Raw genomic sequence first — 19,071 nt, forward strand, 5'->3', positions numbered from 1 at the left:
CGATACGCCGCCATGCTAGCCCCTGGGCGTATTGCCCGGTCGGCGATGATCGTGGGCATGACTGGTGACGACGAGCTGACGAAGCGGCTGGTGGCGGCGGGGCGCAACGCCGAGCGCATGCTCTCCCGCAGCCTGCGCGAGGCGACGGTCGGGGAGCTGCTTTCGGGTCTGGCCGCGCCGGATCCCGACGAGCCGGCCGACCTGTACGGGGACGGTGTGGTGACCCGGCTGGAGCGGCGGGTGGCGGAGCTGCTGGGGACGCAGGACGCGGCGTTCTTCCCGTCGGGGACGATGGCCCAGCAGATCGCGCTGCGCTGCTGGGCGGGGCGGACCGGGAACCCGGTGGTCGCGCTGCACCCGATGAGCCATCCGGAGCTGTGGGAGGGCGGTGCGCTGTCGCTGGTCTCCGGCCTGCGGACGGTGCACCCGGTGACGGAGCCGCGGCAGCCGACGGCGGCGGAGGTCGCGGACCTCGCGGAGCCCTTCGGCACGCTGATGCTGGAGCTCCCGCTGCGCGACGCCGGGTTCCTGCTGCCGTCCTGGGAGGAGCTGGAGGCGCTGGTCGGCGCGGCCCGCGAACGGGACGCGGTGGTCCACTTCGACGGGGCCCGGCTGTGGGAGTCGACGGTGCACTTCGGGCGGCCGCTGCCGGAGATCGCGGGGCTCGCGGACTCGGTGTACGTCTCCTTCTACAAGTCCCTCGGCGGGCTCAGCGGCGCGGCGCTGGCCGGCCCCGCCGACCTGGTCTCGGAGGCGAAGGTCTGGCGCCACCGGTACGGGGGCCAGATCTTCCGCCAGTTCCCGCAGGCGCTGTCGGCGCTGGCGGGCCTGGACCGGGAGCTGCCGCGCCTGCCGTCGTACGTGGCCCAGGCCCGCGTGGTCGCGGCGGCGCTGGGCGAGGCCCTCGGCGCCGCGGGCATCCCGTGGTTCCGCGTCAACCCGGAGGTCCCGCACACGCACCAGTTCCAGGTGTGGCTGCCGTACGAGGCGGACCGGCTGACGGAGGCCGGGGCCCGCCTTGCCGAGGAGACGGGCACGGTCCTCTTCCGCCGCTGGTCCGCGACGGCGGTCCCGGGTGTGTCGATGACGGAACTGGAGGTCACGGATCCGGGCCTCGCCTGGACCGCGGAAGACGTCCGCAAGGCGGTCGAGGCCTTCACGGCACGCCTCTGATCCACCCCGCCCGCCGCCGCCGCGCAGATGCCTCCGCAGGCGCCTCCGTGATGTGACGGCGCACCGAATTCCGCCGAAGTCGTCGGCGCGGAGCCCGCTCGGAGTTACCTTCCCTTCCACGGGAAGCAACGGAGCCGTCCCCCGAGGAGAGACACCATGACCGCTCACCCCGCCTGGCAGAAGTCCACGTACTGCGGCGAAGGAGACGCCTGCGTCTACGTCTCCGCGGCCCCCGGGCACCTGGTCCGCGTGGCCGACCGGGCCGACCCGGCGCACCTGGTTCTGGCCACGACCCAGGCCGCCTGGGCCGACTTCCTTGACGCCGTCAAGGCGCAGGGGTAGGGCGGGCGCCCGGGCCGTCGCTCGGGCGGGCGCCCGGGCTGACGCGCCCGGAATCGTGCCGATCAGGGGATTTTGTCCGATTAGCGCGTATCTTCGGCCCATGCCCACGCCCTACGGATCCCGCGGCGGCATGGCGTTCAGCGCAGCCGAGCTGCGCGTGCTCAGGCGAACGCTCGCCCACGCCCTCCAGTCCTCCACGGCCCCCTTGACGACCTCCGAGGTCCAGGACTGCCTGCGCCTCGCGCAGTCGGTGGATGATGCGGTCCAGGAGGCGGGGCGGCTCAGAGAGTTCCTCCTGGCCGACCTCGCCCGCTACCGCGGCTCCCTGCCCGGCGGCCTCTCCGGCTACCTGGAGCTGCTCCAGGACGCCCTGGCCGCGGGGTACGAGCCCGCGCCCGACGACCTCGCGGCCCTGCGCGCCCTGCGGGCCAACCCGGTCGCGGCGGCGCTGCTGGAACGCTCCCAGGTCATCGCCGAGCGCTCCGTCAGACGGCGGCTCTCCACCGCGCCGGCGCCCCGGACCCGGCTGCTGGCCCTGGCCGGGGGCAGGAACGCCTCAGATGCCAAGGCCGCAGGGGACGCCAAGGACGGCAAGGAGGGGCCCGCGCGCCCCGCACCGGCCCCCAAGGAGCCGCAGCGCCCCGAGCGGCCCGCCGAGCGCCCGTCCGAGCGGCCCATCCCGACGCCCGGCGAGGTGTTCCCGCCGCGCCGCAAGCCCACTCCGCCCCCGGCGGCCGGGCTCGCCGCCGGGTAGCTACGCTGGGGGCATGGACTACGTTTCCGCGCTCGTGCCCCCCGTAGTGATGGCCGGCTTCTTCATCATGCTCGTCGTGACGATCGTGAAGAGCCAGGGCGGCGCCAACAAGGCCAAGGAAGACGCGGCGGTCGACGCCGTGATCGCCCGCGCCGAGGCGGCCCGGCAGGCGCAGCCCGGGAAGTAGCGGCACACGCGGGGCCGGGGGTCCGCCGACTTCGTCGGAGGCCCCCGGATTCCATGGCGCGTTGTGTTCCGAATAGCTGGGCAATTCCGCACATTCCGCACTATCGTGCTGTTGTGCCTCGCCCCTTGGGAGAACTCGAAGACGCGGTCATGACGCGGGTGTGGCAGTGGAACCGCCCGGTCACTGTTCGTGAAGTTCTGGAAGACCTCCAGCAGGAACGGTCCATCGCGTACACCACGGTCATGACGGTTATGGACAATCTCCATCAGAAGGGCTGGGTCCGCCGGGAAGCCGAAGGCCGCGCCTATCGATATACCGCGGTCTCCACCCGTGCCGCCTACTCGGCCGCACTGATGAACGAAGCCTGGTCGACGAGCGACAACCCCGCGGCCGCCCTCGTGGCCTTCTTCGACATGATGTCCGCGGAACAGCGCGAGGCCCTCCGGGACGCCATCCGGATCGTGGGGCACGACGGCGAGTCGGTCGCCGGGACCGCCGCGGAACCAGCGGCCGCGGCGCCCGCCGAAGCGCCCCCCGAACCCGCTGCCGCCGAAGGGGACTCCGCCGAGCGCGGTACCGAGCCGGGGCGATAGCGTCCGGGCATGGCTGAGTTTTCCGCTGCACACGCAAAAACAGTGACGATCCGCCGGGCCCGCACCGGAGATGTTCCCGCGCTGCGCCGCCTGCTCGACCAGTACGTGCAGCAGCGGATCCTCCTCGACAAAGCCCCGGTCGTCCTTTACGAGGACATCCAGGAGTTCTGGGTCGCGGAACGCGACTCCGACGGCCAGGTGGTGGGCTGCGGCGCTCTCCACGTCATGTGGGAAGACCTGGCCGAAGTGCGCACTCTCGCGGTCGACCGTGCGCTGAAGGGCGCCGGAGTCGGCCATCAGCTGCTCCGGCAGTTGTTGGACACCGCCCGGGCGGTGGGCGTCCGGAAGGTTTTCTGCCTGACCTTCGAAGTGGACTTCTTCGCGAAGCACGGCTTCGTCGAGATCGGCGAGACCCCGGTCGAGACGGATGTCTACATGGAGCTCCTGCGTTCCTATGACGAGGGCGTCGCCGAGTTCCTCGGTCTCGAACGAGTGAAGCCGAACACCTTGGGCAACAGCCGGATGCTTCTGCACCTCTGAACGATCACGGCGGCTTTTCCCGTGCTCCGCGCACCTGTGGCCTATGTCCGAATCGCGTATGTTTCCCGCCGCGTTGCGGTCTCGAACCTCTCCCAGGGGGTTTGTGTTTTCCTGAGAAAAGCGGTTTCCTTTCCGCGTACTGCTTTTCGATGAAAGGAAATCCCGGTGGCACAGAAGGTTCAGGTCCTTCTTGTCGACGACCTCGACGGTGGCGAGGCGGACGAGACCGTGACGTTCGCTCTGGATGGCAAGACCTACGAGATCGACCTCACCACCGCCAACGCGGAGAAGCTGCGCTCCGCGCTCGCCGACTACGTCAAGGGCGCCCGCCGCACCGGTGGCCGCGCCTCCGGCGGCCGCGCCAAGGCGCGGACGGCTCCGGCCTCCGGCAACCCGGACACCGCCGAGATCCGCGCGTGGGCCAAGGCCCAGGGGATGAACGTCAACGACCGCGGGCGCGTCCCGCAGGAGATCCGCGAGGCCTACGAGAACCGGGCCTGACCCGTCAGGGTCTGACCCGGCCGGCCCGTGCAGGGGCCGGCCGCGGGGCTCCGCGCAGGCGCACCCCGCCACAGGCGCGCCCGGTGGCATTCCGTCGCCGCCGCGGCGACGAGGCGAACGAGATCGGACCCGGCACCACCGTGCCGGGAACCGGCGCCGCCCTGCCCGGGACCGGGCAGGGACGGCAGCAGCGCCTCACACCCCTGCGCGGGGGGGCGCAGCCACACGGCGGCCCCCCGGGGACTGCCCCCGGGGTGGCCCGGCGGGGCCGGGGCCGTGATCCGGCCGCCGGCGCCGAAGGCGGTGAGATCCAGGGCGACCCCGCCCCACTCCAGCCAGTCGAGCAGCCCCTCCAGCTCGTCCGCGCCCCCCGCCGCCACCAGGAACCGCATCCGGCGACCCGCGAGGGCCACCGGACCCGTGGTGACCGGTCTGCGCAGCACCTCCGCCCCGGCATCGGCCGGCAGCTCCAGTACGTCGAACCGCGTCCCGGTGAGCAGCCGGGCGGGCGGCCCGCCCACGACGGGCCAGCCGAGCACCCCCTCGTACCAGGACGCATACGAATCCCGGGGGGAATCCCCGGGTGAATCCTCGGGCGCGACGCGGGGAGGCGGAACGGTGGCGGCCATGCCCGGAGCAACTCCGAAGGCGCCCGGGAGTTACGCAGCGCGCCGGACTCCATGCGGAACGTAAACCTCTGTCGGGTCGGAGTCCCACATTCGGGACGCAATCGTGTTCGCCCGTAGCGGATGGAACCGGTGCCACCGGCATGGAGTGTCCGTGCTTACGGGTAAGACATTCCTAGTGGATCGGGGCGACACGCTGATTTGGGCGGCTTCCGTTCGCCATCGGCGTACACGTGTGACGGGTATCTGCCTGGCCTGCGGGAACATCGTCTCGCACCATCGGGTTGGAGCAGTTGTCGGCTGTTGCAGCCGGTTTTCCCCACTGACGTGGGGGTGATCGCGGACGGATGTCGGCAGTTGGAATGAGCTGTCCCGCCCCGCGGGACTAGCATGCGGAAGGACAGGGCGGGGACCGACCCCGAACTGCCCGACCGCTCTGAGGAGCGATAAACGATGTTCGAGAGGTTCACCGACCGCGCGCGGCGGGTTGTCGTCCTGGCTCAGGAAGAAGCCCGGATGCTCAACCACAACTACATCGGCACCGAGCACATCCTCCTGGGCTTGATCCACGAGGGTGAGGGTGTCGCCGCTAAGGCCCTGGAGAGCCTCGGGATTTCGCTCGAGGCTGTTCGCCAGCAGGTTGAGGAGATCATCGGTCAGGGGCAGCAGGCCCCGTCCGGCCACATCCCCTTCACTCCGCGGGCGAAGAAGGTCCTGGAGCTTTCGCTCCGAGAGGCCCTCCAGCTCGGCCACAACTACATCGGCACCGAGCACATCCTGCTCGGCCTCATTCGCGAGGGCGAGGGCGTCGCCGCCCAGGTCCTGGTGAAGCTGGGCGCCGATCTCAACCGAGTCCGGCAGCAGGTCATCCAGCTGCTCTCCGGCTACTCCGGCGGAGGCAAGGAGTCGGCCACGGCCGGCGGCCCGGCCGAGGGCACTCCCTCGACCTCGCTCGTCCTGGACCAGTTCGGCCGCAATCTCACGCAGGCCGCCCGCGAATCCAAGCTCGACCCGGTCATCGGGCGCGAGAAGGAGATCGAGCGGGTCATGCAGGTCCTGTCCCGCCGTACCAAGAACAACCCGGTCCTCATCGGCGAGCCCGGCGTCGGCAAGACCGCCGTCGTCGAGGGCCTGGCCCAGGCGATCGTCAAGGGCGAGGTGCCCGAGACCCTCAAGGACAAGCACCTCTACACCCTGGACCTCGGCGCCCTGGTCGCGGGCTCCCGCTACCGCGGTGACTTCGAGGAGCGCCTGAAGAAGGTGCTCAAGGAGATCCGCACCCGCGGCGACATCATCCTGTTCATCGACGAGCTCCACACCCTCGTGGGTGCGGGCGCCGCCGAGGGCGCGATCGACGCCGCCAGCATCCTCAAGCCCATGCTGGCCCGTGGTGAGCTCCAGACCATCGGTGCCACGACGCTGGACGAGTACCGCAAGCACCTTGAGAAGGACGCGGCTCTTGAGCGCCGCTTCCAGCCGATCCAGGTGGCGGAGCCTTCCCTCCCCCACACCATCGAGATCCTCAAGGGCCTGCGCGACCGCTACGAGGCCCACCACCGCGTCTCCATCACGGACGAGGCCCTGGTCCAGGCGGCGACGCTGGCCGACCGGTACATCTCGGACCGCTTCCTGCCGGACAAGGCGATCGACCTGATCGACGAGGCCGGCTCCCGGATGCGCATCCGCCGGATGACCGCGCCGCCGGACCTCCGCGAGTTCGACGAGAAGATCGCGGGCGTGCGCCGCGACAAGGAGTCGGCCATCGACTCCCAGGACTTCGAGAAGGCGGCGTCTCTCCGCGACAAGGAGAAGCAGCTGCTGGCGGCGAAGGCCAAGCGCGAGAAGGAATGGAAGGCCGGCGACATGGACGTCGTCGCCGAGGTCGACGGCGAGCTCATCGCCGAGGTCCTCGCGACCGCGACCGGCATTCCCGTCTTCAAGCTCACCGAGGAGGAGTCCTCGCGACTGCTCCGCATGGAGGACGAGCTCCACAAGCGGGTCATCGGCCAGAAGGACGCCATCAAGGCGCTCTCCCAGGCGATCCGCCGTACCCGTGCGGGTCTGAAGGACCCGAAGCGCCCGGGTGGCTCGTTCATCTTCGCCGGCCCGTCCGGTGTCGGTAAGACCGAGCTCTCCAAGACGCTCGCCGAATTCCTCTTCGGCGACGAGGACGCGCTGATCTCCCTCGACATGTCGGAGTTCAGCGAGAAGCACACGGTTTCCCGCCTCTTCGGTTCGCCCCCCGGCTACGTGGGCTACGAAGAGGGCGGCCAGCTCACCGAGAAGGTGCGCCGCAAGCCGTTCTCCGTCGTCCTCTTCGACGAGGTCGAGAAGGCCCACCCGGATATCTTCAATTCCCTTCTCCAGATCCTGGAGGACGGTCGCCTGACCGACTCCCAGGGCCGGGTCGTGGACTTCAAGAACACGGTCATCATCATGACGACCAACCTGGGTACCCGGGACATCTCGAAGGGCTTCAACCTGGGCTTCGCCGCTGTCGGCGACGTCAAGACCGGTTACGAGCGCATGAAGGCGAAGGTCAACGAAGAGCTCAAGCAGCACTTCCGGCCCGAGTTCCTGAACCGCGTCGACGACACGGTCGTCTTCCACCAGCTGTCGCAGGAAGACATCATCCAGATCGTCGACCTGATGATCGCCAAGGTCGACGAGCGCCTGAAGGACCGCGACATGGGCATCGAGCTGAGCGGTGACGCGAAGCTCCTGCTCGCCAAGCGGGGCTACGACCCGATCCTGGGTGCCCGCCCGCTGCGCCGCACCATCCAGCGCGAGATCGAGGACATCCTCTCGGAGAAGATCCTCTTCGGCGAGCTGCGTCCCGGCCACATCGTGGTCGTGGGCAAGGAGGGTGACGGCGAAGAGGCCAAGTTCACCTTCCGCGGTGAGGAGAAGTCGGCTCTGCCGGACATTCCCCCGATCGAGGCCTCGGGCTCCGGCCCGGACCTCTCCAAGGGCGCGTAAGCAGTAGCCGCAGCTGCACGAAGGGGCGGCCCCGGAACCACACGGTTCCGGGGCCGCCCCTTTTGCCTGCGTGCCGGGTCCTGTCCGGGGCGTCCCTTCAGGTCCTGAAAGCGTCCGCCGGGAGGCTCGCGCCGGTGACAAGCCGCACAGGACAAAACGGACCTACTAGGGCGTCTCGTAGGTGGAATGTCCATTTTGCCCATGCCCTCGGCCCAGTGGGGACGCGGTCAACCGGATTCGTCACACCTCCCGCCCCTACGAGCCCCGGTAGTAATCGGGAGGTTTGGGGATGGCATGGGACACGGGTTACCAAGGGTGGGCAAGCCCGGCATTCGCTCCCCAGCGGGCCGGGCGGCTTCAAGCCCGAACCGTCCTTTGTCCCCGGCCCGGAGGCCTCCTTCATGTCCTCGAAGCGCGTCAGCACCCGTCGTACCCGTATAGCCATCGGCGCCACCGCTCTCGGTGCGGCCCTGGCCCTTGGTGCCGGGACGACCGCCGCCTTCGCCGACACGGCCCCGCAGACCGCCCTGACCGCGACCGCCGAGCTGGTGGCGGCGCAGGCCGCCGCCCAGGCCTCCGCGGCCGCGGCGAAGACCGTCACCTGGCAGAAGCCGGTCGCGCGCTACACGCTCTCCGCGACCTTCGGCAAGGGCGGCACGATGTGGTCCCACAAGCACTCGGGCCAGGACTTCGCCTGCCCCGTCGGCACCCCGGTCAAGGCCGCCCACGCCGGCGTCGTCGTCAAGGCCGGCCCGCGCGGCGGCGGCGACGGCCCGGCGTACGGCAACGCCATCGTGATCAAGCACGGGAACCGCACGTACTCGCAGTACGCGCACCTCTCGAAGATCCAGGTCCGGATCGGCCAGAAGGTCACCAAGGGCACGAAGATCGGCCTGTCCGGCAACACCGGCAATTCGAGCGGCCCGCACCTCCACTTCGAGATCCGGACCACCCCGAACTACGGCTCGGCCGTGAACCCGGTCGCCTTCCTGCGCGCCGTCGGCGTCACCGTCTGACCGGTTCCGGAGCCGCTCAGTACAGGAGCCAGGAGCCCGTCGGCTTCGTCGACGCGTCCACCTTGCCCGCCTTGAGCGTGTCGATCTGCGCCGGGGACAGCAGGGCGTCGTACGTCTGCACGCTGTCCATGGCGCCGTTCCACGCGGCGGCCCACTTGTCCTCGTGCCGGGCCCGGGCCAGCTGGAGCGGGCCGGGGGCCTGGAAGATGCCCGGGACCGGGCTCTCGCCGGTCTTCTTCCCGTTCACGTACAGGGCGACCAGCTTGCGCTCGGCGTCGTAGGTCCCGGTCAGCTCCGCGAAGGTCTTCTCCATCTTCGGGGCGTCGCCGGCCACGACCACGGTGGTCGCGTCCGCGCCCTGGTCGCCCGTCTGCACCCGGAAGACCCAGGCCGGCTTGCCGTTCACCTGGTCCAGGCCCAGCTCGAACGAGGACGACTTCTCGTTGCCCTGGCTGACGGCGATCTGGCGCCCCTTCGCGGTGCGGATCCACACGCGCGCCGAGACGGTGAAGCTCTTGGACGTGTCCACCACGGGCTTCTCGGACTCGGCGTACGAGTTCTCGTTGCCCTTCGTGCGGATCTCGAAGCGCTTGTCGATCGGGAAGATCCCGGCATCGGCGCCCATCTTCAGCGGGGCCTTTCCGCTGCGGTCCCGGATCTGGGTCGGGTCGTCCTTGACGGTCGGGGTGTTGTCGACCGGCGCCTTGCTCTTCGACCCGCTGGGGGAGGGCGAGGCCGACGCGGACGGGGACGACGGCTTGTCGTTCTCCGCCTCGTTCCCGCCCTTGTCGTCGCCGAGGAGCAGGAACGTTCCACCGCCGGCGAGGAGCGCCAGTACGGTCACCGCGCCGCCGATCATCCACAGCCGCTTCCTGCGCTTCTCGGCCGCCGAGCGGTCGGCCATGGCCTCCCAGTCCGGCTGGTCCGACGGAGGCACGAACGGCCCGGGGAGCCCGGGGCCCGGAGCGGCGGGCGCCGGGGGCGCGCCCATGTTCGGGAGCCCCTGGGCCCACTGCTGGGGTGCCGGGGCCGGGGCGGCGGCCGGAGCCGGCTGGTACGGGTTGGGCTGAGCACCGGGAGCACCGGGAGCACCGGGAGCACCGGGAGCGCCAGGAGTACCCGGAGCGCCGGGAGCGCCGGGAGCACCCGGCTGCGGGTAGCCGTAGCCGCCGCCGTCCGCGGGCTGGGCCGGCGGCGGCGGACCGAAGCCACCGCCGCCGGCCGGCGCAGGCGCGCCGGGCGGGTAGCCGTAGCCGGGCGCGGGGGCCGGCGGGACCGGCGGGAACCCGTAGCCCCCGTTCCCCGGGGCGGGCTCGGGCTGCGGGTTGCTGGGGGGATTCGTACCGTCGGTCATGCCACGGATGCTAAAACACGGGCCCGCACGTCTGTGCGGCCCGGTCCGGATCCGTTCCCGGCTCAGCCCGGCTGCGTGACGATCGGGAAGCTCCCCGTCGCCGTCGGCGCGTGCTCCGGCAGCCACAGCACCGCCACGGCGCCGGCCGCCGCACCCTCGCGGTCCACGCCGCCCGGGGCCGCCACGTTGCGGAACGTCAGCCGGGCTCCCAGCACCCGCGCCTGCCCCTCGGCGATGGTCAGCCCCAGCCCGTGCCCCACCCCGGCGCGGTCCGTCGACCCGGTGCGGAACCGGCTCGGCCCCTCGCGCAGCAGTGCCTCCGGGAAGCCCGGCCCGTGGTCCCGGACCCGTACGACCCGGCCCTCGATGTCGACCTGGACCGGCGGCTGCCCGTACCGCGCGGCGTTGGCCAGCAGGTTGCCCAGGATCCGCTCCAGCCGCCGCGGGTCGGTGCTGACGATCTCGTCCGCGACCACCCGTACAGAGGCCTCCGGCATCAGCGCCTTCACCCGCCGGCTCACGAATTCGCCCAGCGCCACGTCCTGGAGCTCCGCCCGCTCGGACGCGCTGTCCAGCCGGGCCACCTCCAGTACGTCCTCGACCAGCGCCCGCAGCGCCTGCGCCCGGTCCCGCACCAGCTCGGTCGGCCGCCCCGGAGGCAGCAGTTCCGCCGCTGTGAGCAGGCCCGTCACCGGGGTCCGCAGCTCGTGTGCGATGTCCGCGGTCACCCGCCGCTCGGCCTCCAGCCGCTGCTGGAGCGCATCCGCCATGGCGTCCACGGCCCGCGCGAGGTCGTCGGTCTCGTCCCGTACGACGCCCCCGACCGCGTCCCGCACCCGCACGTCGGGATCCCCGTGCGCCACCCGCTGCGCGGCGGCCGCGGCCTTGCGCAGCCGGCGCGAGATCTGCCCGCCGATGAGCACGCCGAGCGCCGCGCCGGCGACCACGACGGACAGCGACCCGACGACCAGGGCCCGGTCCAGGTCGCGCACCATGTTGGCGCTCTCCTTGAACGGGTTGTGCAGAGACAGCACCTGCCCGTTCCCGAGCGGCACCGCGGCCCACACCTCAGGCACCCCCTTGCGGGACTCCTGGACGTACGTGCCGCGCCGCCCCGACCTGGCCTTCTCGCGCAGCGCGGCGGGCAGGTCGGGGTCGTTGACCTTGGCTCCCATGGACGGCTTGCGCCCGGCTTCGGCGATGCGGGCGATGAACTGCACGTTGGCCAGCTGCGCCTCGCGGGCGCTCTCCAGCATCGACACGCGGGCAGCACTGTGCACGACCAGGCTCAGTGCGACGGCGACGAGCGCGCCGACGGCGGCGATGGCGAGCGTGATCTTCCAGCGGATCCCCGTACGGAGGGTGAAGCGCCTCATGCCTTCAGCTTGTATCCGAATCCCCGGACCGTTTCGATGCGGTCCTGCCCGATCTTCGTGCGCAGCCGCTGGACGTGGACGTCCACGACGCGGGTGTCGCCGCCCCAGTCGTAGTCCCAGACCCGTTCCAGCAGCCGGTCGCGGGACAGCACGGTGCCGGGCGCGGAGGAGAACTCCAGCAGCAGCCGCATCTCGGTCGGCGTGAGTGCCACCGGGGCGCCGGCCTTGCGGACCTCCATGCCCTCGGTGTCGACCTCCAGGTCGCCGAAGAGCAGCACCCCGCGCTCCTCGGAGCCGTCCTCGCCGTGCGCCCCCGGCCGGCCGTTCTGCGGGCCGCCGGCGTGGCCGAAGCGGCGCAGCACCGCGCGAATACGGGCGACGAGGACCGAGCCGTCGAAGGGCTTGGTGACGTAGTCGTCGGCGCCCGCCTCCAGGCCCAGTACGACGTCGATGGAGTCGGCGCGCGCCGACAGCATGATCACGGGGACGGTGGACTCGTCGCGGATCCGGCGGCACAGGCTCACGCCGTCCATGCCGGGCACCATCACGTCGAGCAGGGCGATGTCGGGCCGGTCGGCCCGGAAGGACTCCAGCCCGGACAGTCCGTCGGGCATGGCGGTGACCACGAACCCGTCGCGTTCCAGCGCCAGGGTCGTGGCCTCACGGATGACGTCGTCGTCCTCCACGAACAGGACATGGGTCTCGGCCATGCGCAAGCCTCGCCTCGGTTCTTCGCTTCTTCGCGTCTCGGGTACGTCAGTTCTTCTGGGTGACCGCGGGGGCGGGCTGGGCCCCGCCGATGTTGCTGTAGTCGTTGTGCACCCGGTCCTGCTCGGTGAACTTCTCCCCGTTCCAGCGGTACGTGATCACGTCCTCGCCCGACGGGTAGGCGAGGGGGTCGCTCTTCCCGTAGACGGGCTTGGTGACCACCAGGTCGCCCCGGTCGATCTCCCCGTAGACGGGCGGCTGCTCGTCCGAGAACACATTCTCGTACCTCCCGCCCTGTGACCTGTACACGTATGTGCCCCGCCCGAGCGCGTCGGCGCAGGACAGCACGTTGACCACGATGTCGGCGACGGGACTCCCGGCGACCTTCCCGTAGCTCACGTCGATCGGGTACTCCTTGCCCGTGCAGGGCTTGAGGTCCCGTTTGACCTCGGCGCTGACCTTCGGGTCCGCCTGGAGGAGTGCGACGGGGTCGACCCGCGTGGCGGGCTTGCCCGACGCTCCCGTGGTGGCCGGGACGTGGTCGGGCGGGGTGGTCGCCGGCGGCCCGCTCCTGGCCACCGACTCGGTGTGGGCGGGCCCGCCGTCGCGCAGACCGGTGCCGCCGGCGGCGCAGCCGGCCGCGAACAGCACAGTGCCGACGAGGACGATCGTCCCCGCCGACATCAGCACCAGCGAACTCCTGTCGCTCAGGTATTGGCCATTCAGGCCGCGCACCGCTCACGCCCCTCGTACCGGATGGTGTGGTCACCGCGGTGGTCACCGCGCTCCAACGCGCGCATGTCGAGATCCCGGCTCTCCAGTTCCTGCCGGAGACGGGCCAGCGCGCGGTGCAGGGTGCTCTTCACAGTACCCGCCGACATCCCGAGCGCGGCAGCGGTCTCCTCGGTGCTCATCTGCTCCCAGTGCCGCAGCACGACCACGCTGCGCTGCTTGGGTGCGAGGACCTTGAGGATGTCCATCAGCAGGGCGCGGTCGGCGCGCTGCTCGGTTCCGTCCTCGATGGAGGCGTCCGGGAGCTGCTCGGTGGGGACCTCTTCGAGCTTGCGGGCCCGCCACCACTCGGTCCGGGTGTTGATCATGACGCGGCGCATGTAGGCGTCGGCCAGGGTCTTGTCGGCGATGCCGTCCCAGCGGCCGTAGGTGCGCACCAGTGCGGTCTGCAGGAGGTCCTGCGCGTCCGTCGGGTCCGGGACCAGGCGCCGGGCACTGCGCAGGAGCGCGTCCTGCCGTGTGCGTACGTACTCCTCGAATCCGAGTACCTCGCCGTGCGCCATCTCAGACCGCCTCCACCCGTCCAACCGCTCATCCCCGTGCCCTACGGATTCGAAGGTACGGAGGGGTTGTCACGAGCCTGTGCGGGCCAGCCTTCGGTGGGCGCACGGACACCCATAGGTTGTGTAACAGTGCCGTGAGCTGGGGTTTCGCCGAGCTAAACGGAATCTCGGGCTCAGTTTGTGCCGGGGCCCTGCGGCAACCGGTACATCCCCGCGGCGAGCGGCTCGACCAGCCCGTCCGAGACCAGCCCGTCCAGCGCGCGGGCCCGCTGCACGGGCTCGTCCCAGACCGTGTCGAGCACGGACTGCGGAACCGGCCCGACCGCGTCCCGCAGCACCGCGAGGAGCTTGCCCCGCACCTGCCGGTCGGTCCCGGCGTACGTCTGCCCGCGCCGCGGCGGACCGTCGTGCGGCGGCTTCCCGGCGAGGCGCCACGCGCACAGCCCGGCCACCGGACAGCGCGCGCAGTCCGGGGACTTGGCCGTGCACACCAGGGCGCCGAGCTCCATCGAGGCCGCCGCCCAGCGGGCCGCGGTGTCCTCGTCCTCGGGCAGCAGGGCCCGGGCCAGGCGCCGCTCGGCCGCGGTGGTGGCGTTCGGCGGGTACTCGACCCCGGTCGTCGTACGGGCGAACACCCGGCGCACGTTGGTGTCGAGCACGGCATGGCGCTGCCCGTACGCGAAGGAGGCCACCGCGGCCGCGGTGTACTCGCCGATCCCGGGCAGCGCGAGCAACTGGGCGTGGTCCCGCGGTACGTCGCCCCCGTGCCGTTCCGTTATCGCGACGGCCGCGCCGTGCAGGCGCAGGGCCCGCCGGGGGTAGCCGAGCCGCCCCCAGGCCCGTACGGCCTCGCCGGGGGCCTCCGTGGCCAGATCGGCGGGGCGGGGCCACCGGGCGAGCCACTGCTCGTACACCGGCAGGACCCGGCTGACGGGGGTCTGCTGGAGCATGAACTCGCTGACCATGACCCCCCAGGGGCCGGCGTCGGGGCGGCGCCAGGGCAGGTCGCGGGCGTGTTCCTCGAACCAGACGATGACCGGGGAGTGCAGCGCGTGGGACATGTCGGGGGAAGGGCTCGTGGATGCAGTCATGGCAAACGGCATCCTGGCACGTTTCAGAGCCGCCGCGCCGGGCCCGGGCCGGTGAACCAGACGGCGGCGCGGCCGCCGCTCGCCCGCATGGCGGCGGTGATCGTACTGATCGGACCGGTCAGGCCGTGGACGAAGAGCGCGGCGAGCGAGCCGCCGAGCAGCAGGCCCACCATCACGTCGTGGGGGTAGTGGACGCCGACGAAGACCCGGGAGAAGGCCATCAGCAGGGCCAGCGGGACCGTCAGCAGCGCCAGGCGGCGCACGGCGAAGGCCAGCGCGACGGCGGCGGCGCCCGCGATGGCGGAGTGGTTGCTCGGGAAGGACCAGTCGCCGGGGGCCGGGCAGGCGACGAGCGAGGCGGCGGCCCCGGCGACGGCCCGGCACGGCCGCTCCTCGTGCACGGCGGACTTGACGACCTCGGAGCCGACGTACGCGACGGCGGTGGCGAGCGGTGCGAGGACGGCGAGGGCCACGCCCCGCGGGCCGTCCTCGGTGCGCGCGCGCCACCACACGGCTATGAAGAGGAGGCCGAAGAGCAGGAGCCCGTACTCCGTCCACACCTCGAACGCCGACTGCAGCCAGCCGGGTGCGGAATGGGCGGAATCGGTGATGTTGCGGTAGAGGCCGGAGGTTTCCATGGTCACTGACCGTACTCAACGGCTGAGGCGCCCCGTGCAGGACCCTTGGCTGAAACGCGACGGTCCGATATACGCCCGCATGATGATCATCGGCAAAATAAGCCGGTCGCGCGGCATGGGGGGCGCGGAACGGGCCGCGGACTCTCGTAAAGTTCCGTCCGTGGGATCTATGCGCAATCCGGTCGGGCCGCTCCCCTCCTCCATCTACTGGCGACGGAGGGCCGTGCTGGCGTCCGTTGTCGCGCTCCTCGCGCTGCTCGCCGTATGGACCGTCAGTTCGGGCGGGGGTAAGCCGAGTACGGACGGCAAGGGCGAGAAGGGCCCCGACCCCGTCGCCTCGATCACCCCGGGGCCGTCGGGGTCGGGGCCGGCGATCAGTCAGGCGCCGGGCGGGCGCGCGGAGTCGGGCGGCGGCGCGGGCCAGAACGGCGAGCCGGGCGGCGGCGCGGGCAAGAACGGTGAGCCGGGCGGCACTTCGGGCCCGGGGGCAGGTTCCGCTTCCGCTTCCGGCGGCGGTGGCGCCGGCGGAAGCGGTACGGGCGGCACGGCGGCCCAGGTCCCCGCGGACTCCCCGCTTCCCACGTGCGCCCCGAGCGGGCTCCAGTGGGAGGTCAAGAGCGTGAAGAACGAGTACGAGACGAGCGAGAAGCCCCGCCTCGAACTGGTCGCGCGCAATGTCTCCGGCACGACCTGCAAGGTTGATCTCGGCCCGAAGCAGGCCGTCCTGACCATCCTTCAGGCGAGCACCAGCAAGGCGGTCTGGTCCTCGGCGGACTGCCCCTCGGGCGCGGCCAACGCGTTCTTCCGGGTGCCGGCCCACGGCGAGACGAAGCAGTCGGTGGAGTGGGACAGGAAGTTCAGCGCGGCCGACCAGTGCCAGACGCCCCCGGCGGGGAGCGCGGCTCCGGACACGTACGTGGTCGAGGTCAAGTCCCCGGGCATGCCGGTGGCCCGCACCTCGTTCGTCCTGAAGAAGGACTAGGACGGAGCCCGGCCCCGCTGCCGTGCGGGGCCCGGGGCCCGGGTCAGACGTACCGTTCGAGGATCGAGGACTCCGCCAGGCGGGACAGGCCCTCGCGGACGCTCCTGGCGCGGGCCTCGCCCACGCCGTCGACCGTCTGCAGGTCGTCCACCGACGCGGCCAGCAGCTTCTGCAGGCCGCCGAAGTGCTCCACCAGCCGCTCGATGATGGCCCCCGGCAGCCGCGGAACCTTCGCCAGCAGCCGGTAGCCCCGCGGGGACACCGCCGAGTCGAGGGTCTCCGGCGAGCCCGTGTACCCCAGCGCCCGCGCCACGATGGCGAGCTCCAGCAGCTCCGGGTGCGTCAGCGCGTCCAGGGCCGGCAGCGCCTCCTCCACGGTGCGGGAGCGCTTCGCCGTCGGTTCCGGTACGTAGTCGCGGATCACCAGCTCCCGCTCCTGCTCGATCCCGACCGTCAGCTCGTCCAGCTGGAGCGACAGCAGCCGCCCGTCCGTGCCCAGCTCGACCACGTATTCAGCGATTTCCGTGGCAATGCGGCGGACCATTTCCAGCCGCTGCGCGACCGCCGTCACGTCGCGCACCGTGACCAGGTCCTCGATCTCCAGCGCGGACAGCGTCCCGGCGACCTCGTCGAGGCGCAGCTTGTACCGCTCCAGCGTGGCCAGTGCCTGGTTCGCCCGCGACAGGATCGCCCCGGACTCCTCCAGGACGCGGCGCTCCCCGTCCACGTACAGCGCGATCAGCCGCATCGACTGCGACACCGACACGACGGGGAAGCCGCACTGCTTCGAGACGCGGTCCGCGGTGCGGTGACGGGTGCCCGTCTCCTCCGTCGGGATCGACGCGTCCGGCACCAGCTGCACGCCGGCCCGGAGGATCTTGCTGAGGTCCTTGTCCAGGATGAGCGCGCCGTCGAGCTTGCACAGCTCGCGCAGCCGGGTCGCGGTGAACTCCACGTCCAGGACGAAACCGCCCGTGCACATCGCCTCGACGGCCTTGTCCATCCCGAGGACGATGAGGCCGCCGGTGTTGCCGCGGACGATCCTCTCCAGGCCGTCGCGCAGCGGCTGACCAGGAGCGACCGCGCTCAGGGAGGCACGCATCAACGCCTCGTGCTTGGCGCTCGCGCCGGACTTCCCGGGTGCTGCTGCCCCGTCCTTGGCTGCCACTGCACTCCTCCGGTCGCGGGTTGCGCCGCCTGCGTACGGCCGGGCGGACCAGCACAAAGTCTACCGGCGCGCGCTGTGCGCCCGCCGTGGCTTGGCCAAGGGTGCCCGCGGGGGACCCCTTACGGGCCTCCTCACCGGCAACTCCCGTGCTGCTCCTGCGCTGCTCCGCGGGCACTCCCCGGACGCTCCGCGGGCACTCCCCGGGAGTCCTGCCCGGGTACCGTCCCGGCTACTCCTTGGCCGCCGCCCGCGAGCGCCCGCGCGGCAGGACCCGCAGCGCGTCACCCATGTCGGCGACCTCGATGACCTTCATCCCGGCCGGCACCTTCCCGGGGTCGCCGGGCACCAGGGCGTGCGTGAAGCCGAGCCGGTGCGCCTCGGCGAGCCGCCGCTGCACCCCGGTCACGCGCCGCACCTCGCCCGCGAGGCCGACCTCGCCGATCGCCACGAGGTTCTTCGGCAGCGGTACGTCGCTCGCGGCCGAGGCCAGCGCGAGCGCGATCGCCAGGTCGGCGGCCGGCTCGGTCAGCTTCACACCGCCCACGGTGGCGGAGTAGATGTCGCGCTTGCCGAGCGCGGTGATCCGGCCGCGCTGCTCCAGCACCGCCAGCATCATCGAGACGCGGGAGGTCTCCAGGCCCGAGGTGGTCCGCCGGGGCGAGGGGATCTGCGAGTCGACGGTGAGCGCCTGCACCTCGGCGACCAGTGGGCGCTTGCCCTCCAGGGTCACCGTCAGGCAGGTCCCGGGGACGGCCTCCGCGCGCCGCGTCAGGAACAGCCCGCTCGGGTCGGCGAGCCCGGTGATCCCCTCGTCGTGCAGCTCGAAGCAGCCGACCTCGTCGGTGGCCCCGTACCGGTTCTTGATGCCGCGCACCAGGCGCAGCCGCGCGTGCCGGTCGCCCTCGAAGCTGAGGACGACGTCCACCAGGTGCTCCAGGAGCCGGGGACCGGCGATCGCCCCGTCCTTGGTGACGTGCCCGACCAGCAGGGTGGCCATCCCGCGCTCCTTGGAGGCCCGGATCAGCGCCCCGGCCACCTCGCGGACCTGGGCCATGCCGCCGGGCGCCCCGTCGATCTCGGGCGAGGCCACGGTCTGTACGGAGTCCAGGATCAGCAGCGAGGGCTGCACGGCGTCGAGGTGGCCCAGTACGGCGGACAGGTCGGTCTCGGCGGCGAGGAAGAGGTGGTCGTTCAGCGCGTTGATCCGGTCGGCCCGCAGCCGCACCTGGCTCGCCGACTCCTCGCCCGTGACGTACAGCGTGCGGTGCGCGTCACTGGCCGCCTTCGCCGCCACGTCCAGCAGCAGCGTCGACTTCCCGACGCCCGGCTCGCCGGCCAGCAGCACCACGGCGCCGGGCACGAGCCCTCCGCCGAGGACCCGGTCCAGCTCGTTCACGCCCGTGCTGCGGGCGGTCGCCGTCCGGCCGTCGACCTGCGCGATGGGGAGCGCGGGCGCCGACACCCGCCCGGCGGCGGTGGTCCGCACGGCGGGCGCGCCGCCCATCTCCTCGACGGTGCCCCACGCCTGGCATTCGGGGCACCGCCCGAGCCATTTCGCGGTCGTCCAACCGCACTCGGAGCAGCGGTAGGACGGCCGGTCCTTGGCGGATGAGCGAGATGTGCGGGCAGCCATGCGGCCCACGGTATCCGGCCCCTGTGACAGCGCCCGCGTCCCGGCCGCCCGCCGGGCGTCAGGGCCGCGGTCAGCACACGTTCGATCTGTTCACCCGTAAGGGCTAAAACAGCTG

General features: G+C 71.7%; 20 protein-coding genes. 10 read left to right on the forward strand and 10 right to left on the reverse strand.

The features are described 5' to 3' along the window. Positions 1-57: 57 nt before the first annotated feature. From ABTY04_RS14810 to ABTY04_RS14840, 7 genes are all read left to right on the forward strand, one after another. Positions 58-1,173 (forward strand): threonine aldolase family protein, encoded by a 1,116-nt coding sequence (locus ABTY04_RS14810; protein WP_352213755.1) that lies wholly within the window; start codon positions 58-60, stop codon positions 1,171-1,173. Between the two features lie 156 nt (positions 1,174-1,329). Next, positions 1,330-1,515 (forward strand): DUF397 domain-containing protein, encoded by a 186-nt coding sequence (locus tag ABTY04_RS14815; protein ID WP_327284698.1) that lies wholly within the window; start codon positions 1,330-1,332, stop codon positions 1,513-1,515. Between the two features lie 100 nt (positions 1,516-1,615). Then, positions 1,616-2,269 carry a hypothetical protein gene (locus ABTY04_RS14820; RefSeq protein WP_352213756.1) on the forward strand — a complete coding sequence of 218 codons (654 nt, stop codon included), beginning with the start codon at positions 1,616-1,618 and terminating at the stop codon, positions 2,267-2,269. 13 nt (positions 2,270-2,282) lie between these two features. After that, the gene (locus ABTY04_RS14825) at positions 2,283-2,456 is read left to right on the forward strand and encodes a hypothetical protein (RefSeq protein ID WP_352213757.1); all 174 of its coding nucleotides are present in this window, start codon (positions 2,283-2,285) and stop codon (positions 2,454-2,456) included. 113 nt (positions 2,457-2,569) lie between these two features. Then, positions 2,570-3,049 (forward strand): BlaI/MecI/CopY family transcriptional regulator, encoded by a 480-nt coding sequence (locus tag ABTY04_RS14830; RefSeq protein WP_352213758.1) that lies wholly within the window; start codon positions 2,570-2,572, stop codon positions 3,047-3,049. A 9-nt stretch (positions 3,050-3,058) separates the two neighbouring features. Further along, entirely contained in the window at positions 3,059-3,589 is a 531-nt protein-coding gene (locus ABTY04_RS14835; protein ID WP_352213759.1) for an amino-acid N-acetyltransferase, read from the forward strand. 165 nt (positions 3,590-3,754) lie between these two features. Continuing rightward, positions 3,755-4,090, forward strand: a complete 336-nt coding sequence (locus ABTY04_RS14840; protein ID WP_352213760.1) for a histone-like nucleoid-structuring protein Lsr2 — start codon at positions 3,755-3,757, stop codon at positions 4,088-4,090. On the opposite strand, the gene ABTY04_RS14845 is transcribed toward ABTY04_RS14840, so the two are convergent. Next, on the reverse strand, positions 4,072-4,719 hold the full coding sequence (locus ABTY04_RS14845; protein ID WP_352213761.1) for an SCO3374 family protein: 648 nt from the start codon (positions 4,717-4,719) through the stop codon (positions 4,072-4,074). The genes ABTY04_RS14840 and ABTY04_RS14845 overlap by 19 nt on opposite strands. Before the next feature lie 450 nt (positions 4,720-5,169). Between ABTY04_RS14845 and ABTY04_RS14850 the strand changes: the two genes are divergently transcribed. Both ABTY04_RS14850 and ABTY04_RS14855 read left to right on the forward strand, forming a co-directional pair. After that, positions 5,170-7,695, forward strand: a complete 2,526-nt coding sequence (locus ABTY04_RS14850) for an ATP-dependent Clp protease ATP-binding subunit (protein WP_352213762.1) — start codon at positions 5,170-5,172, stop codon at positions 7,693-7,695. Positions 7,696-8,096: 401 nt separating this feature from the next. After that, positions 8,097-8,711 (forward strand): M23 family metallopeptidase, encoded by a 615-nt coding sequence (locus ABTY04_RS14855; RefSeq protein ID WP_352213763.1) that lies wholly within the window; start codon positions 8,097-8,099, stop codon positions 8,709-8,711. A 16-nt stretch (positions 8,712-8,727) separates the two neighbouring features. Here ABTY04_RS14855 and ABTY04_RS14860 read toward each other — a convergent pair whose 3' ends face one another. From ABTY04_RS14860 to ABTY04_RS14890, 7 genes are all read right to left on the reverse strand, one after another. Beyond that, the gene (locus tag ABTY04_RS14860; RefSeq protein WP_352213764.1) at positions 8,728-10,065 is read right to left on the reverse strand and encodes a LamG-like jellyroll fold domain-containing protein; all 1,338 of its coding nucleotides are present in this window, start codon (positions 10,063-10,065) and stop codon (positions 8,728-8,730) included. 62 nt (positions 10,066-10,127) lie between these two features. Beyond that, positions 10,128-11,441 (reverse strand): two-component system sensor histidine kinase CseC, encoded by a 1,314-nt coding sequence (cseC, locus tag ABTY04_RS14865; RefSeq protein ID WP_352213765.1) that lies wholly within the window; start codon positions 11,439-11,441, stop codon positions 10,128-10,130. Further along, complete coding sequence (cseB, locus tag ABTY04_RS14870) at positions 11,438-12,151, reverse strand: two-component system response regulator CseB (protein WP_352213766.1); 714 nt, start codon at positions 12,149-12,151, stop codon at positions 11,438-11,440. Before cseB ends, cseC begins: the two co-directional genes overlap by 4 nt. Positions 12,152-12,197: 46 nt before the next feature. After that, positions 12,198-12,833 (reverse strand): hypothetical protein, encoded by a 636-nt coding sequence (locus ABTY04_RS14875; protein WP_352213797.1) that lies wholly within the window; start codon positions 12,831-12,833, stop codon positions 12,198-12,200. 38 nt (positions 12,834-12,871) lie between these two features. Further along, positions 12,872-13,444, reverse strand: a complete 573-nt coding sequence (locus tag ABTY04_RS14880) for a SigE family RNA polymerase sigma factor (protein WP_352213767.1) — start codon at positions 13,442-13,444, stop codon at positions 12,872-12,874. A gap of 173 nt (positions 13,445-13,617) precedes the next feature. Beyond that, positions 13,618-14,535, reverse strand: coding sequence for an iron-sulfur binding domain-containing protein (locus tag ABTY04_RS14885; protein WP_352213768.1), 918 nt, complete (start codon positions 14,533-14,535; stop codon positions 13,618-13,620). Positions 14,536-14,558: 23 nt separating this feature from the next. Then, on the reverse strand, positions 14,559-15,173 hold the full coding sequence (locus ABTY04_RS14890; RefSeq protein WP_352213798.1) for a phosphatase PAP2 family protein: 615 nt from the start codon (positions 15,171-15,173) through the stop codon (positions 14,559-14,561). Positions 15,174-15,342: 169 nt separating this feature from the next. Between ABTY04_RS14890 and ABTY04_RS14895 the strand changes: the two genes are divergently transcribed. Continuing rightward, on the forward strand, positions 15,343-16,155 hold the full coding sequence (locus tag ABTY04_RS14895; protein WP_352213799.1) for a hypothetical protein: 813 nt from the start codon (positions 15,343-15,345) through the stop codon (positions 16,153-16,155). Between the two features lie 43 nt (positions 16,156-16,198). Here ABTY04_RS14895 and disA read toward each other — a convergent pair whose 3' ends face one another. Continuing rightward, on the reverse strand, positions 16,199-17,323 hold the full coding sequence (gene disA / locus ABTY04_RS14900) for a DNA integrity scanning diadenylate cyclase DisA (RefSeq protein WP_352213769.1): 1,125 nt from the start codon (positions 17,321-17,323) through the stop codon (positions 16,199-16,201). A gap of 229 nt (positions 17,324-17,552) precedes the next feature. Beyond that, positions 17,553-18,956: a DNA repair protein RadA gene (radA, locus tag ABTY04_RS14905; RefSeq protein WP_352213770.1), complete on the reverse strand. Its 1,404-nt coding sequence runs from the start codon at positions 18,954-18,956 to the stop codon at positions 17,553-17,555. Between the last annotated feature and the right edge of the window lie 115 nt (positions 18,957-19,071).

The organism is Streptomyces sp. NPDC097981 (assembly GCF_040302565.1).
Classification (GTDB): Bacteria; Actinomycetota; Actinomycetes; order Streptomycetales; family Streptomycetaceae; genus Streptomyces.